Origin of the sequence: Sorangium sp. So ce302 (assembly GCF_051530145.1) — a bacterium.
GTDB lineage: Bacteria > Myxococcota_A > Polyangia > Polyangiales > Polyangiaceae > Sorangium > Sorangium cellulosum_B.
In genome coordinates this window covers 12044191-12058933 of the sequence record NZ_CP150326.1, presented here as the reverse complement: position 1 = coordinate 12058933, position 14743 = coordinate 12044191, and the positions used below count along the sequence as shown (strand labels likewise).

The following is a 14743-nucleotide window of genomic DNA, read 5'->3' as shown; positions in this document are numbered from 1 at the left end:
TGGTGATGGCCCTCGGCTCAATCCGCAGGCGAGCGGCGCGGCGCCGGGTCCGACCCGTCGGAGCCGGACCCGGCCTTGGCCTCGCGCTGCGCCATCAGCGGCATCAGGTACGGGAAGCCGGCCGCCATCGTATCGAGGTGGGGATCGATCTGGGCGGCCAGCCAGAAGAGGAGCACGCAAGCGCGCTCGACATAGAACCAGTCCTCCGGGTACTCGAACGACCGCATCAGCTCCTGGAGCTCACCGCGCTCCAGCTCGGGGTCCGCGAGCCGCTCCAGCTGCTCGGGGCGGGCGCGCATCAGCGCCGCCGGCGTGCGATCCCGGATCTTGAGCAGCTTCGCGAAGTAGGTCTTCACGGTCCTCTCGAGGAGCGCGTCGTTGCCCCCGGGCGCGACGAAGCCCATCCTCCGGAAGCCGCGCACGACCGCCGCGTCGTCCTGCGCGAAGATGCCCTTCAGGATGTCGAGCAGCCCGTCGATGAGCTCGTCCTGGGCCTCGCAGCTCGCGCCGAAGTCGAGGACGACGAGGCGAAAGCCGCCGCCCTCGTCCGCGGGCCGCGCGGCGACAAGGAAGTTCCCCGGGTGCGGATCGGCGTGGAAGAAGCGATCCGCGAAGAGCATCTTGTAGAAGGCCTGCACGAGCCTGAGCGCGACGTCCGAGGGCTCGACGCCCGCGCTCCGGAGCGCGTCGAGGCGGGTGATCTTGATTCCTTCCATGAAGGTCATCGTGAGCACGTCGCGCGTCGTGAGCTCGTGGATGACCTCCGGGAACGCGACGCCCGCGTCCCCCTCGAAGTTCTGCGCCATCCGCTCCATGCACGCGGCCTCGTGCAGGTAGTCGGTCTCCCGGCGGAGCAGATCGACCAGCGACTCGTGCACCCGCTCGATGTGCCCCACCGGGACGAACCGCTTGTAGACGAGGATCGCGAGGCGCAGGACGCGCAGGTCGACGGCGATGATCCCGCGGATGCCGGGATAGAGGAACTTGACCGCGACCTTGCGGCCGTCGCGGAGGCGCGCGACGTGGACCTGCCCCAGCGACGCGGCCGCGAGCGGCGCGCGCTCGATCGACGCGAACAGCTCGCCCGCAGAGCGGCCGAAGCTCGCGCGCAGCGCGGCCTCGAGATCGCTGAACGGGTGCGGCGGCACCTGGTCCTGGAGCTGCTCGAGCTCCTTGCCATAAGCACGAGGCAAGAAGCCGCCCATGATGGACAGCACCTGGCCGAGCTTGATGAAGACGCCCCGCAGCTGGAGCATGGCGCGCAGCAGGCGCCGGGCGTTGTTCTGATCGACGCGGGCGCGGCGCGCGACGAGCCAGCGAGGCGGCTCACCCGCAGGCGAGCCGCGCCCGAGGCGCCTCGCGAACACCCGCACGAGCCCCAGCTGAATGAGGTAGCTCGTCAGGATGACCGAGAACGCGAGCAGCGCGCGGAAGAGTCGGACGGCGAGCGTCATGTGCGGCAAAGCAGCCGCACCATGCTACCGCAGGGGCCGCGCGGGGCCAGCGGTGCTCGCCCTCGCCCGCCGGCGATGGGTGAATCCCGGCGAGGGGGCCGCCGCGGACCTCCGCCGCGCAGCGGAGCCCTCCGGCGAGCCGGGCAGGCTCAGGACAGCGAGTCCTTGATCGCCTTGATGGGGCGGGCGCGGACCGACTTGCTGGCCGGCTTGGCCGCGAACGTCATCGGCTGCTTCGTGAAGGGGTTGATCCCCTCGCGCGCCTTCGTCGCGGGCTTCTTGACGACGCGGAACTTCGCGAAGCCGGGCATCGTGAAGATGCCGTTCTTCTTGAGCTCCTTGTACGCGATGTCGGTCAGCGACTCGAGGATCGCCTTGACCTGCTTGCGCGAGATCTCGTTCTCGTTGGCCTCGACCACCGCGTTGATCAGCGCGCTCTTGCTGAGCGACGTGCTCTTCTTCCCATCCGCCTTCTTGGCCGCCATGTTCATTCCTCCTGAGGTTTGTGCCCTCTTGCGGGCCAAAGGAACCACAACGGCCGCCGCAGATCCAGTGTCGAATCGTCGATCGGAGCTACAAAAGAAGGGGTTTCATGCCCCGGGGGGCGCGCCGCTCCGCCGGAAGGACGGCCGGGGGGCCCTGGCACGGGCCGTCAAATCCGCGGGAAAACAGCTCAAATCGACCCTTCTTCAGGCCTCGCGCGCCCGCCGCGAGGGAGGTCGCATGCCGGGCGCTCGCCGTAGGAGATCACCCGAACCCCTTCCGTTGAAGGCGATCCTGGTCGCCCGGGCGGGCCTAGCGGCGGCTCACCGCCGAGCCCGCGCCCCACTTCCGCTTGGCAGAGAGGCCCAGGATCGTCAGCGACTGGGGCGCCTGCGTGAACTCGATGACGTCGCCGAAGCCGACGCTGACCGAGTGGATCGGCCCGTCGAAGAAGAGCTTCGCGTCGTGCGTCTTGCTGCGCACGACGAGCGAGGCGCCCGGCTGGATCAGGGCGTGACGGAGGCGGTACTCCTCGCCGTGGGGGGTGTAGGGCTCGCGGACGACGAGCTGGAGCCGCTTCGACGTGAGCGGCAGGACGCGCCCGCCCGCGGAGCGCTGCGCGGCCGTGGACCCGGCCGCAGGACCGATCCAGAAGCCGCTCGACTTCTGCTCCTCCTCGGCCCGGCCGAGCCGGAGCACGTAACGCGACGTGGCCGCGGGGGAGATGTGGCAGAAGAGCGCGTCGTTCAGGACGCGCCCCGTGGCGAGCTTGTCGTTCACCGTGACCTGCATGCGGGTGAGCACGGTGCTGCGGAGCGAGCCGCTCAGCGCCCCCGCGATCGCGTCCGCCGCGTCGCCGCTCGTCGCGCCGCAGAAGAAGCCGACGGAGTGGCCCGGCGCGCTGTTGATGCCGAGGATCGGCACGTCGCCGACGTTGTGGGACGCGCTGAGCAGCGTCCCGTCGCCGCCGACCGTGATCACGAGGTCGAGCTCGCCCGCGTCGAAGGACTGGGCCGCGCTGGCGACGACATCGATCTGGACCCCGAGGTCGTCGAGCGCCGCCTTGACCTCGCGCACGGTCTGCTCGTGCGCCTCGTGCGACGCCTTGAGGCGCGCGACCGCGGAGTCGCCGGCCTCGATGAGCCGCGTGATGCGCGGATCCTTCCGCTCCTCGCGGTAAATCTTCCAGGCGGAGCGCTTCACGACGAGCGCGACGCGGGGCGGACGCCGCGGCGCGGGCGCGGGGGATCGTTCCGCCATCAGAGCTCCGCGAGGCGCCGGAGCGCCACCTCCGTCTTCGCGTCCTCGATCACGCCGCGCCGGGTGAGCTCGATCGCCTCGTCGAGCGGGACCGCCGCGATGGCCGCGAACCGCTCGAGGGGAGAGCCGTCCTCGAGCGGCGTCCCCTGGCGAGCCGGGTCGACCTCGACATGAAAGAAGAAGTGCCGCTCGCCCACCATGCCCGGCGCCGGGAACGTCGACGGGCCGAGCGGGTGGAGGTCCGACGGAGGCACGTCGAAGCCGACCTCCTCGAGCAGCTCGCGCGCGGCGGAGCGCTGCAGGCCCTCCGGGCTCCGCTCGTCGAGCTCGACGAGCCCGGCGGGCAGCTCCCAGATCGCGCCGAGCGTCGGCGCCTCCGGGATGGGCCACGCCTCGGGCGGGCGGGTCGCGGCCGGAGGCCGGAACGCCGAGCGGAGGAAGACGTGACGGCGCCCGTCCGCGCCGCGGTAGTGCGGGGCGATCACCACCGCGTCGAGGCGCGCGCGATCGACGCTGTCGTAGGTGAACGGGTCGCTCAGCGAGCCGTCCGGGAACTCGACGCGGAACACCTGGCGTCGCACGTTGAGGAAACCAGGGCCGTCCAGCGAGGGGACCGTCCGGACCAGCTTGAGAGCGAGCTTCGGGAAGGGAGGTAGCCGCATGCGTCGAGGCGCAAAGCATAGCGCCAAACGGCCGCCGATCGCGATGCGCCTCGTCCCCGCGCCCGGCGCGACCTCGCCCCCCGCGCCCGGGGGGCCTCGGGCTCAGCGGAGCACGAGGACCCAGACGTCGTAGAGCGCGTGGGTCCAGACGGCCGGCGCGAAGCCGCGGAAGACGTAGATCGCCGTGAGAACGAGCCCGCACACCATGCGGAACACGAAGGAGGGGAGGTTCCAGGGATCGCCCAGCGACCCGACATAGTGCCAGCCGGAGAAGACGGCGGCGGCCACGACCGCCCAGCCGACCATCAGCACCACCCCCTGGACCCCCCTGCCGAAGAAGAACTTGATCCCGAGCGCGCCCAGCCCGTAGAGGCCGGCGCGGAAGGCGATCTCCTCGTAGAAGCCGGCGCCGAGCGACATCACGACCCCGGTGAAGATGTCGTTCGACGCGGCGGGCGGCCCCAGCCGGAGGGAGCCGACCACATAGGAGCCGGCGAAGCGCATCAGGATGGCGTAGAGCGCGCCCTCGGCGGCGAGCAGCGCGAAGCGCCTCGTCTGGAGGGCGTGGCCGCGGCCGAGGATGGAAAGGACGAGGACGAACGCGGCCCCGACGGCGACGGTGAGGCCCGCGTAGAGCGGGAGGCTGTGCTTGGCCAGCGCGCGGAGCTCGGCGGTGACCGGATCCGCCGCGTTGCGGATGGGGAGGAAGGCGACGCCGAGGTGATACAGGACGAAGATCGGCATCGTCAGCGCGAGATCGGTCAGCGCATCGCTCTTCGCGGTGGGCTTGTCGCCGGCAGGGGCCGCCCCCGGCCGGGCGAGCTCCGGTCCGGCGCCGAGCATCAGGACGGCCTCAGGCGGTACACGATCACCAGCACCTCGGCCGACCACATGACGACGTTCAGCACGAAGGGCGTGTCCCGGAGGATCTCCTGGGTGGGGCTCTCCGACCTCGCGCTGCCGGCCACGAGCTGGAGGAACCGGATCCCGCCGAAGAGCGGGTGGATCGCCGTGAGCCAGAGGTACGGGTTCTGGAAGAACCGCTGCGTGTCGTGGTCGAGCGTGTACGCCAGGTAGGTGGCGAAGGTGGCGAGGCCCGTCACGGCGAGCGCCGCCGTCAGGGCGGAAGGCGAGTAGCCGTCGAGCGCCGCGCGCTGCTTCGAGGCGTTGGCCGAGGCGAGCTCGTGGCGGCGCTTGCCGAAGCCGAGGAAGAGCGCGAGCAGCGCGGTGCAGGCGATCATGAAGCCGGAGAGCGGCGTCCTCGTCGCGAAGCCGCCTGCGAGCACGCGCAGCACGAAGAAGATCGCGATGCAGCCGACGTCGAGGTAGGCGATCTTCTTGAGCCGGAACGAGTAGGCGACGTTGAGGACGTAGTAGCTGGCGGCGACGACCGCGAAGAGCGGCGGGCCGAGCAGGCTCGCGCCGAGCGCGATGACCGCGAGGCCGACCGCCATCGCCTTGGCGACCGGGATCGGCACGCGGCCCGAGGCGATCGGCCGGAAGCGCTTGACCGGGTGGACCCGATCGGCCTCGACGTCGACGATGTCGTTCAGGATGTAGACGGCGCCGGCGAGCAGGCAGAAGATCGCGAAGGCCCCGATCGCGCTCGTGATGATCGAGGGGTGGGTCAGGTGCTTGGCGAACACCACGGGGGCGAGGACGAAGAGGTTCTTCACCCACTGGTGGGGCCGCATTGCGCGGACCATCCCGCGCACACGCCAGAGCAGCGTCCCCTTCGGCGAGTCGGGCAACAGGGGCGGCTGCGCTATCAAGCCGCCCGAGGGGGGCCCGCTCTCCGGCGGACGGGAGCTCGGCACGCCGGCGCTCCGCGGAGGCGACGACGGAGGTTTGCCGGCGAGGACGGAGCTCACCGAAGCGGGCGAGCCGCCCTGCTCGGCAGGCGCCGGCGCGTCCGGCGCGCCCGCATCCGGGCGAGCCTCGGCGCCGGGCGCCTCCTGATCAGGGAAGCCTGCGGCACTGTTGCGAAAAAAGGGCCCCGAGGCGGTCACGGCGCGCGGAGCATACTCGGGCGCCCTGGTCCCGGCCATTCCGCGGCAAGTTAAAAGCACAGGGGGCGCTGGCGCCCGGGACCGACGAAACCGAGCGCCAGCGGCAGCGCCGAAGCCCCTCCACCCCTCCAGGCCACGAACCGGGAAGAACGTGGCGCAGCGCACCCGGTCCTGCGGCCTCGCGGTGAGGTCGCGAATCTGGGTTCGCACCCGCCAGCCCGGCTCGTGGAACGCAAAATGCGCATCCCCGCAGGCGCGCCGTGACCTCGTGCTACCATCGCCCCCGATGACATCAGCGCTCTCGGTCGCGCGTGAAGCTTCGCCTCTTCTCCTGAAGCTTCGCTCTGCCGTGGAGCAGGCCCTCGAAGGGAAGCCAGAGGCGGTCGAGCTGGCGCTCATCGCGCTGCTCGCCCGGGGCCATGTCCTCATCGAGGACGTCCCCGGCGTCGGCAAGACGACGCTGGCCCGAGCGCTGGCCAAGGCCGTTGGGGGCGAGCTCCGTCGCGTTCAGTTCACCAGCGATCTCCTGCCGAGCGACGTCCTCGGGGTCAGCGTCTTCGACCAGCGGCTCGGGCAGTTCGTCTTCCGGCAGGGGCCGATCTTCGCGAACGTGCTGCTCGCCGACGAGATCAACCGGGCGAGCCCCCGGACGCAGTCGGCGCTGCTCGAGGCGATGAACGAGGGGCAGGTGTCCATCGAGGGGACGGCGACGCCGCTGCCGTACCCCTTCTTCGTGCTCGCGACCCAGAACCCGCAGGATTTCGCGGGCACGTTCCCGCTGCCGGAGTCGCAGCTCGACCGGTTCATGGTGCGGATCCGGATCGGGTACCCGCCGCCGCAGGTGGAGATGCGGCTGCTCCTCCAGGGCGGCGAGCCCGACCGGGCGCGGAACGTGCCACAGATCATCGATCCGGCCCAGCTCGTCGCCCTGCAGCGCGAGGTCGATCGCGTCGAGCTCGACTCGTCGCTCGCGACCTACCTGCAGGCGGTGCTCACGGCCACGCGGTCGAGCCCGACCCTCTCGCTGGGCGCATCGCCGCGCGCCGGCATGAACCTGGCGCGCGCGGCCCGGGGGCGCGCGGTCCTCTACGGACGCTCGTACTGTATCGCGGACGACATCCACAACCTTGCGGTGGCCGTGCTGGCGCACCGGGTCCGGCTCTCGGCCCACGCGGAGGGCTACATGCCGACCCGCGACGAGTGCGAGGCGGCGGTGCGTGACCTCGTGGCGCGGGTGCCGGTCCCCCTCTGAGGGGTGGGCGATGGGCGCAGAGGACAGGGAGCGGGGATCTCTCAGCGGCAGCTCCCGCGGCGCAGAGCGCGCCGGCGCAGCGGCGCGGAGCGCCGCCCGGCCGAGCAAGCCGAGGCGCGACAGGCCGCTTGTCGAGCAGCGCCCGCTGCTGCCCCCGCGCGGGGACAAGGCGTCGTTGTGGACGAGGGTCCTGCTCTTCCTGAGGCCGCCCCGGAAGCTCAAGTTCACCCGGGAAGGAAAGTACTACCTCGGGATCACGCTGGGCGTCGGCTTCGCGGCGATCAACACGGGCAACAACCTCCTCTACCTGCTGCTCGGGATGCTGCTGTCGCTGATCGTCGTCTCCGGCGTGATGAGCGATCTGTCGCTGCAGCACCTCACGGTGACCCGGCGGCTCCCGGCCCGCGCCCAGGTGGGCCGGGCTCACCTCGTCGAGATCGAGGTCTACAACCACAAGAAGCGCGTGCCGTCGTACGCGATCGAGGTCGAGGATCTGCGCGCCGGCCAGCCGGCCGACAAGCGCTGCTTCTTCCTGAAGATCAGCCCCTCCAGCGCGCAGGTGGCCGCGTACCGGCGGACGCCGGCGAGGCGCGGCCGCGACCGGCACACCGGGTTCCGCATCGCGACCCGCTTTCCCTTCGGGCTGTTCGAGAAATCGAGGGAGGTCGAGGCCGAGGGCGACCTCATCATCTACCCCGCGGTCGATCCGGTCCGGCTCCCCGTCGAGGACGCGGGCCGGCGCGAGGGCGGCGCGAGCCTCAGCGGGCGCGGGGGCGGCGACGAGACGTTCGGCCTCCGGCCGATGCGCGAGGGGGACGATCCGCGCGACATCTACTGGAAGAAGAGCACGATGCGCGACCAGCTGGTGCTGCGCGAGCGCACCCGCGAGACGCGACCGGACGTGCAGATCGTCGTCGACACGGTGCGCCCCGCCGGGGAGGGCGACGCGTTCGCGCCGACCTTCGAGCGCAGGATCCGCGAGGCGGCGTCGCGCGCCGTCGCCCACGTCAAGCGCGGCGACGCCGTGGTCGTCGCGACGACGCTGGGCGAGCGGGTGCGCGGCGATCGCAACATCGGCTCCGACGCGATCCTCCGCTTCCTGGCGCTGCTCGATGCGGTCGACGACGGCCGGGCGCCCGAGCGCAACGCCCGCGCGCCGCTGCGCCAGGGATCGAGCCCGAGCCCGAGCAGCGGTGAGCGCCGCGCCGGCGCGCCGAGGAGCGCGTCGTGAGGTTCGGGATGGTGCACCGGGTCATGACCGACGCGCTCGCGGCGCTCGGCGTCATCGCCCTCGTCGCGAGCGGGCAGTTCAACCGCTACGTGAGCTGGGCGATCCTCATCTGCCTCGGGCTCGCGCTCGTCGTGCGCGAGTCGTGGCAGCGGCACCCGGCGCTCCGCCACCTCGACACGGGCATCCTGCTGGCCGTCATCGCCGTCCAGGTGGTCCGCATCGTCGCCACCGACGCGAGCGTGCTCGACGTGCTCGTGGAGTTCGCCGCCGCGCTGCAGATCATCCGGCTCGCGACGCGCAAAGGGGCGGCGCACGACCAGCAGGTCATCGTGCTTGCGCTGCTGCACCTCATCGCCGGGACCGTCCTCGGCGGCGGCATGGGCTACGGGCTGTGCTTCCTGGGGGTGCTCGTCGTCGCGCCGGGCGCGCTCGTGCTCAGCCACCTGCGGCGCGAGGTCGAGGGCAACTACCGGCAGGGGGCGCGCGACCGGACGGGGCTGCCCGTGGACGTGCCGCGCATCCTGCGCTCGAGGCGGGTCGTCGGGCGCTCGTTCCTGGCCGTCACCTGCCTGCTCTCGGTCCCGATCTTCGCCTTCACCGCGCTCCTGTTCGTGATCTTCCCGCGCGTCGGCCTCTCGCTGCTCCTGCTCAACCGCGGCCACACCGGGCGGATGATCGGCTTCTCGGGCAAGGTCGACCTCGGCGCGGTCGGCGTGCTGCGCAGCGACCCCAAGCTGGCGATGCGGGTCGAGATCCCCGAGCTCCCGGAGCCGCCGCCCCCGCGCCTCACCATGCACCTGCGCGGCACCGCGCTCGACGCGTACGACGGCCGCACCTGGACCCAGAGCGAGATGTTCAAGCGCCCCGCGGAGAGCGACGGGGGGCTCGTGCCGATCGAGCGGTACCCGGACCCGGCGGTCGACCCGGTGATGCGCATCGATCTCGAGCCCATCGATCCGCCCGTGATCTTCCTCCCGCCGAACGCGACGGGGCTCCGGCTCAAGCACCGCGGGCAGCTCGGGGTCGACGCAGGCACGATGGCCTACCGCGGGCCGGAGGGGGAGCTCAGGTACCAGCCTACGGACGATCGCGGGCTGGTCTACGACGTCTTCCTGTCGCGGAAGCGGGCGCCGACCTTCCAGCGCCTCCCCGGCGCCGAGCGGAGGCGCTACCTGGAGCTCCCGAGGGATCTGCCGTCGCGCATCGTCGATCTCGCGCAACAGTGGACGCAAGGCGTGGATCGTCCGGCCGATCGGGCGCGGGCGATCCAGGAGCACCTGCGCACGGAGTACCGGTACGACCTTGCGTCGCCGTCGGGCGCGGACCCGCAGCCGCTCGATCATTTCCTGTTCGAGTCGAAGCGCGGGCACTGCGAGTTCTACTCGACCGCGATGGCCATCCTGCTGCGCGCGGTGGACGTCCCGACGCGCAACGTGACCGGCTTCGTCGGCGGCACCTACAACCGCTTCGGCCGGTTCTATGCGGTGCGCCAGGGCGACGCCCACTCGTGGGTCGAGGTGTACCTCGACGGCGAGGGGTGGATGACGTTCGACCCGACGCCGCCGGCCGACGCGGCGCCGAAGAGCGAGCTGGTCGGGGCCTGGGCGTACCTCCGCGATTTCATCGAGGCGACGAGCCAGCGCTGGGACAGGCACGTCGTCGGCTACGACCTGAACCAGCAGGTGGGCCTGCTCCAGACGCTGACGTCGCGCTACCGGAGGTCCGGATCGAGCAGCGATCTTTCGCTGTCGCGCCCGCGGATCCTCGCCGTCGCCGCCGTCGCGCTCGCGCTGGGCGGCGGCGTGCTCTACTGGCGCCTCCGCCGCACGCGCCGCGGGCGCGAGGAGCGCCGCGCGGACGCCGGGCGCACCCCGAGCGCGATCCTGGCGACGGCGCTCTACGAGAGCCTGGAGGCCGCCATGCTCGTCCAGGGCGTGCCGCGCCCGCCCAGCCTGCCGCCGCTGCGCCACGCCGAGGCGCTGGAGCTCGCGGAGCACCCGCTGGCGCGCGAGATCCTGACGCTCACGCAGGTCTACCTGCACGCCCGCTTCGGCGGGGCGACGCTCTCGGAGGACGACAGCCGCGACTTCGAGCGGCGGGTCAAGGCGCTGCGCGGGGCGGAGCGGCGAGCGCGCTCTGCGAGCGAGAGCGGGCTCGCCGCGTCGACCTGATCGCGGCCGAGGAGACGCGCGGCGCGCCCGGAGCCGCGGCGCGCGGCCCACGCGGGTTGCGCCGCGCGCGCTGCTCCAGCCGCGCGGACCGCATCAACGGCGGCGCAAAGGTCGCTTCGCGATGAACGCCTGCCGGATACCGGCGACGGCGCGGCGGCTCGGGCCGCCGGAGATGAACGGATCCTCGGGCGCGAGCTCACCCAGCCGGTCGAGGAACGACTGCGCCACGACGCGCTCGCCGAGGAGGCTCACGACGTCCGACTGGCTTCGCATCGTGGACGCGAGGACGGCCGCCGTCGACGTGTCCGGCACCGCGGCGATCGAGAGCGACTCGAGCACGCGCCTGAGCGGCACGATCGACTGCGCCGTCGCCAGCTTGCGATCCGAGGCGCCGAGCGGCTGCGGGGCGTACTCGAGCCAGATGCCGGCGACGTTCAGGTGGCCGAGCAGCTTCTTGGACCAGCGCGGATCGAGCTCCACGTGGAGCGGCCGGACGTCGGCCAGCGTGGAGAGGGCGAACTCGCCGGGCTCGCCCGCGAGCGCGAAGTCGCGCAGGAGCGGCGCGAGCTTGCGCTCGTCGGCGAGCAGGCTCGCGGCGACGTGGCCGCGATCGAGCAGCGGGATCGGGACCACGAGGACATCCGGCCGCTCGCCGCGCGTGATCCGCGCCGCCCACACCCGCCACGTGATCGCCGGGGATCGCACGAGGATCGCGGACCCGGGATCGAGGCTCCCGTACGCCTCGTCCGTCCAGACCTCGGCGGCCGTCTGCTCGCTCCGATCGGCGGCGAAGCCTGCCTCTTCGCTCGTCAGCGCGACCAGCGTCAGCTGGAAGACGACGAGCAGCGCCGCGCCGCTCCGCGAGAACGGCACGCGCGTGTGGAGCAGCGCCCGCACCGCGGCGTGCGCCCCGAGCGCCGAGCCGACGGCGATCGCCGCGACCGCGAGCGAGCGCAGGGGGGTGAGCGGATCCGCGGAGAGCACGCCGGCAGCCCGCGCGGGCAGGAGGGTGTCGAGCGCGAGCAGGACGAGGAAGGGCGCGACGAGCCACCGCGCGCGCGGGCGCAGGAGCGAGAGCGAGAGCCCGGCCGCGGCGACGAGCAGGGAGACGACGCCGATCTCGCGGCTCCACGCGGCGAGCGCCGTGGTGCGGGCGCTCGCGACGTCGAGGGCGGCGAGGCTGCCGGCCGTGAGCGCGCGGCCGATGTCGGCCCAGGCGCGCGGCGCGAGCGGCCTGAGCACGAGCGGCGCGAGCAGGAGCGCGGCCGTGAGCGCCCCCGCGCCGGCGGCGGCGCCCAGCATGCGCCGGGGCGGGCCGCCGGCCGTGGCCTCGGCGGGGCCCCCGCCCGCGCGCTGGGCGCCGCCGCGCGCGAGGAACATCGCGTACGACGCCGCAAAAGCGGCGAGGCCTGCGGGGGGGCTCTCGGCGAACGTGGCCCCGAGGAGCGCGCCGAGCGCGATCCACGCGCGCCCGGCGTGCCGCGCCTGCTCGGCGCACGTCGACGCGAGCGCGAGCGTCACGAGCGCGCAGCAGGTGCCGATCATGGCGCCGCCGCCGACCGTCGCCTCGCGCTGCCAGGTCGGCGACAGGGCCGCCGTGAGCACGGCGATCGCGGAGAGCACCGAGGCGAGCCGCGGGCTCACGGCGCCGCCGAGCGTGTCCGGCGCGGCGGGCGTGGATCGCGCGCCGGCGGGGGTCGGCTCGGCTGCGCCGCCGCGGAGCTTGCGCCAGAGCGAGAGCCCCGGGAGGGGCGCCGGCCGCGCGGACTCCAGGAGGAGGCGGCGGACCATCCCGTAGAGCAGGCGCGACGCGAGCGCGAGCGCGAGCGCCGATCCGAGGGCGGTGCGGAAGGTGCGGGAGCCCAGCGGGAGCAGGCTCAGCGCCTGCGAGAGCGCCGTCGACAGGCCGCCGCCCACGCCGACCGCGACGAGGCCGAGATCCCGGACGGCCGTGAGATCTTCCCGCCATTGCCCGGAAGAGGCGGCGCGGCCCAGCGACAGCCCGAAGGGCAGCGCGGCCGACAGCAAGGCGAGCGACCGATCGAGCCAGCAGCGTTTCTCTCCGGAGCCCACCGAGCGGCCATGCCAGATCGGCCGCGGCCGGGCCAAGTTCCGGCGCACCTCGGCGCCGCGCGCGGTTCGGCGGCGGCGCGGCGCGCGCGGGGCCGATCCGCGCGCGCAGGGCGCGGAGGATACGGAGAGGCGGTGAGCGGCGACCTGGGCTAGAGTCGCCCCTTCCACGGAAAATCGGAGGTCGGCTCGTGTCCCGTTTCATCGATGAGCTCAAGAGGACGCACCGCTGCGGCGATCTGCGCGAGGCGGACATTGGCAAGCAGGTCGTGCTGTTCGGCTGGGTCGCGCGGCGCCGCGATCACGGCGGTTGCATCTTCATCGACCTCCGCGACCGCACCGGCGTGACGCAGATCGTCTTCGATCGCAGCTACCTCGAGGCGATCAGGAAGCACGGCCTGAAGGTGGAGGAGAAGGACCTCGTCGACGCGCACGCCGCCGCCGAGCGGGCCCGAACCGAGTGGGTCATCGGCGTCCGGGGCGTCGTGGTCAGCCGAGAAGGCAACGTGAACGACAAGATCGACACGGGGGCGATCGAGGTCTGGGTCGCCGAGGCGACGATCTTCAACAGGGCGGAGACGCCGCCGTTCGAGATCGCGGACGAGATCGAGACGCGCGAGGAGATCCGCCTGCAGCACCGGTACCTCGACCTGCGCCGCGCCCCGCTCCAGCGGGCGCTGCGGATGCGCCACGAGATCAACCGGACGACGCGGAATTACCTGTCGGACAACGGCTGCCTCGAGCTCGAGACGCCCTTCCTCGTGAAGTACACGCCGGGCGGGGCGCGCAACTTCCTCGTCCCCTCGCGGATCTCGGCCGGGAAGTTCTACGCGCTCGCCGAGAGCCCGCAGCTCTACAAGCAGCTCTTCATGGTCGCGGGCTTCGACCGCTACTTCCAGATCGTGAAGTGCTTCCGGGACGAGGACCTGCGCATCGACCGGCAGCCGGAGTTCACCCAGATCGACGTCGAGCTGTCGTTCGTGAACCAGGACGACGTCTTCGGGCTGATGGAGGGGCTCGTCTTCGCGGTGTTCAAGGCCGCCCTCGGCAAGGACCTCACCGAGCTCTACCCGACCGGCCGCTTCCCGCGCATGCCGTACGCCGAGTCGATGCGCCGCTTCGGCAACGACAAGCCCGACCTCCGCTTCGGGATCGAGCACACCGACCTCACGGACCTCATCATCGAGCACAACGGCGGCGGGGTGCCGTTCTGGGTCGAGCTCGCCGAGAAGTTCAAGTCGGGCAAGCTGCGGCGCGACCTGCCCGCCGAGATCGTGAAGGGGCTCGTGATCCCGGCGAGCGCCAACCTGTCCCGCCAGCAGACCGAGGACCTCGAGAAAGGGCTCCGCGACGTGAAGGGCTTCCGCGGCCTCGCGCGCGCCAAGCTCGCCGAGGACGGCTCCTGGACGCAGTCGCCGCTCACGAAGTCGATCACGCCGGAGCTCCGGCAGAAGCTGAACGAGGTGCTCGGCGCCAAGCCGGGCGACGTCCTCTGCTTCCAGTTCGGCAAGGAAGCCGTTGTGCACACCGTGATGGCGAAGCTCCGCATCGACGTCGCGAAGAAGATGGGGCTTATCCCGGAGTACGGGCATGGCGACCAGTGGAGGTTCCTCTGGGTGACCAACCCACCTCTGTTCGAGTTTGACGAGGACACGGGGCGCTGGGCCGCCGCGCACCACGCGTTCACGCGGCCGATCGACGAGCACGTCGCGCTCCTCGAGAGCGATCCGGCGCGCGTGGAGTGTTACCGCTACGATCTCGTGCTGAACGGGTTCGAGATCGGCGGCGGCTCGATCCGGCTGCACGATCCCGAGGTGCAGGCGCGCGTCTTCAAGACGCTGGGCATCGACGAGAACGACGCGCGCGACAAGTTCGGGTTCCTCCTGGACGCGCTCCGCAGCGGGGCGCCCCCGCACGGCGGCATCGCGCTCGGCATGGACCGGCTCGCGATGCTGCTCAGCGGCGCGCCGACGCTCAGGGACGTCATCCCGTTCCCGAAGACCAACCAGGGCACGGATCAGATGACCGGCGCGCCCGTGATCGTCGACGCCGCGCAGCTCACCGAGCTTCACGTGAAGACGGCGGTCGCGGCCGCGGACGCCCGGCAGGGCGCGACGGGCACCGGCAGCGCCGGCGCCTGATGCCAAGTCG

At 72.2% G+C, this 14743-nt stretch carries 11 protein-coding genes; 4 read left to right on the top strand and 7 right to left on the bottom strand.

All coding sequences use genetic code 11. The annotated features are described in order from the left end of the window. Positions 1 to 17: 17 nt before the first annotated feature. From WME73_RS45585 to WME73_RS45560, 6 genes are all read right to left on the bottom strand, one after another. Positions 18 to 1454 carry an ABC1 kinase family protein gene (locus WME73_RS45585; protein WP_437913644.1) on the bottom strand — a complete coding sequence of 479 codons (1437 nt, stop codon included), beginning with the start codon at positions 1452 to 1454 and terminating at the stop codon, positions 18 to 20. Between the two features lie 149 nt (positions 1455 to 1603). Next, the gene (locus tag WME73_RS45580) at positions 1604 to 1939 is read right to left on the bottom strand and encodes an HU family DNA-binding protein (RefSeq protein ID WP_012240887.1); all 336 of its coding nucleotides are present in this window, start codon (positions 1937 to 1939) and stop codon (positions 1604 to 1606) included. A gap of 310 nt (positions 1940 to 2249) precedes the next feature. Beyond that, the gene (locus WME73_RS45575; RefSeq protein WP_437742545.1) at positions 2250 to 3197 is read right to left on the bottom strand and encodes an NAD(+)/NADH kinase; all 948 of its coding nucleotides are present in this window, start codon (positions 3195 to 3197) and stop codon (positions 2250 to 2252) included. Next, positions 3197 to 3859 carry an NUDIX hydrolase gene (locus tag WME73_RS45570; protein WP_437742544.1) on the bottom strand — a complete coding sequence of 221 codons (663 nt, stop codon included), beginning with the start codon at positions 3857 to 3859 and terminating at the stop codon, positions 3197 to 3199. Before WME73_RS45570 ends, WME73_RS45575 begins: the two co-directional genes overlap by 1 nt. 102 nt (positions 3860 to 3961) lie before the next feature. Further along, positions 3962 to 4702 carry a CPBP family glutamic-type intramembrane protease gene (locus WME73_RS45565; RefSeq protein ID WP_437742543.1) on the bottom strand — a complete coding sequence of 247 codons (741 nt, stop codon included), beginning with the start codon at positions 4700 to 4702 and terminating at the stop codon, positions 3962 to 3964. Continuing rightward, complete coding sequence (locus WME73_RS45560; RefSeq protein WP_437742542.1) at positions 4702 to 5676, bottom strand: decaprenyl-phosphate phosphoribosyltransferase; 975 nt, start codon at positions 5674 to 5676, stop codon at positions 4702 to 4704. The genes WME73_RS45565 and WME73_RS45560 overlap by 1 nt, the downstream gene beginning before the upstream one ends. 478 nt (positions 5677 to 6154) lie before the next feature. Here WME73_RS45560 and WME73_RS45555 point away from each other — a divergent pair, with 478 nt between their 5' ends. From WME73_RS45555 to WME73_RS45545, 3 genes are read left to right on the top strand one after another with little or no spacing between them, the layout of a single operon-like run. Further along, a complete protein-coding gene (locus WME73_RS45555) occupies positions 6155 to 7120 on the top strand; it encodes an AAA family ATPase (protein WP_044967114.1) in 966 nt (321 codons plus the stop codon). 10 nt (positions 7121 to 7130) lie between these two features. Beyond that, positions 7131 to 8351, top strand: coding sequence for a DUF58 domain-containing protein (locus tag WME73_RS45550; protein WP_437913643.1), 1221 nt, complete (start codon positions 7131 to 7133; stop codon positions 8349 to 8351). After that, positions 8348 to 10522 (top strand): transglutaminaseTgpA domain-containing protein, encoded by a 2175-nt coding sequence (locus WME73_RS45545; protein WP_437913642.1) that lies wholly within the window; start codon positions 8348 to 8350, stop codon positions 10520 to 10522. The genes WME73_RS45550 and WME73_RS45545 overlap by 4 nt, the downstream gene beginning before the upstream one ends. Positions 10523 to 10615: 93 nt before the next feature. On the opposite strand, the gene WME73_RS45540 is transcribed toward WME73_RS45545, so the two are convergent. Beyond that, the gene (locus tag WME73_RS45540; protein ID WP_437742539.1) at positions 10616 to 12595 is read right to left on the bottom strand and encodes a hypothetical protein; all 1980 of its coding nucleotides are present in this window, start codon (positions 12593 to 12595) and stop codon (positions 10616 to 10618) included. Positions 12596 to 12783: 188 nt separating this feature from the next. Here WME73_RS45540 and aspS point away from each other — a divergent pair, with 188 nt between their 5' ends. Next, a complete protein-coding gene (aspS, locus tag WME73_RS45535) occupies positions 12784 to 14733 on the top strand; it encodes an aspartate--tRNA ligase (RefSeq protein ID WP_437913641.1) in 1950 nt (649 codons plus the stop codon). Positions 14734 to 14743: the final 10 nt, after the last annotated feature.

Coding starts and splice junctions, on each gene's coding strand:
- WME73_RS45580 (WP_012240887.1), bottom strand. CDS start 1,939: ATGGCGGCCAAGAAGGCGGATGGGAAGAAGAGCACGTCGCTCAGCAAG.
- WME73_RS45550 (WP_437913643.1), top strand. CDS start 7,131: ATGGGCGCAGAGGACAGGGAGCGGGGATCTCTCAGCGGCAGCTCCCGC.
- WME73_RS45585 (WP_437913644.1), bottom strand. CDS start 1,454: ATGACGCTCGCCGTCCGACTCTTCCGCGCGCTGCTCGCGTTCTCGGTC.
- WME73_RS45570 (WP_437742544.1), bottom strand. CDS start 3,859: ATGCGGCTACCTCCCTTCCCGAAGCTCGCTCTCAAGCTGGTCCGGACG.
- WME73_RS45565 (WP_437742543.1), bottom strand. CDS start 4,702: ATGCTCGGCGCCGGACCGGAGCTCGCCCGGCCGGGGGCGGCCCCTGCC.
- WME73_RS45575 (WP_437742545.1), bottom strand. CDS start 3,197: ATGGCGGAACGATCCCCCGCGCCCGCGCCGCGGCGTCCGCCCCGCGTC.
- WME73_RS45555 (WP_044967114.1), top strand. CDS start 6,155: ATGACATCAGCGCTCTCGGTCGCGCGTGAAGCTTCGCCTCTTCTCCTG.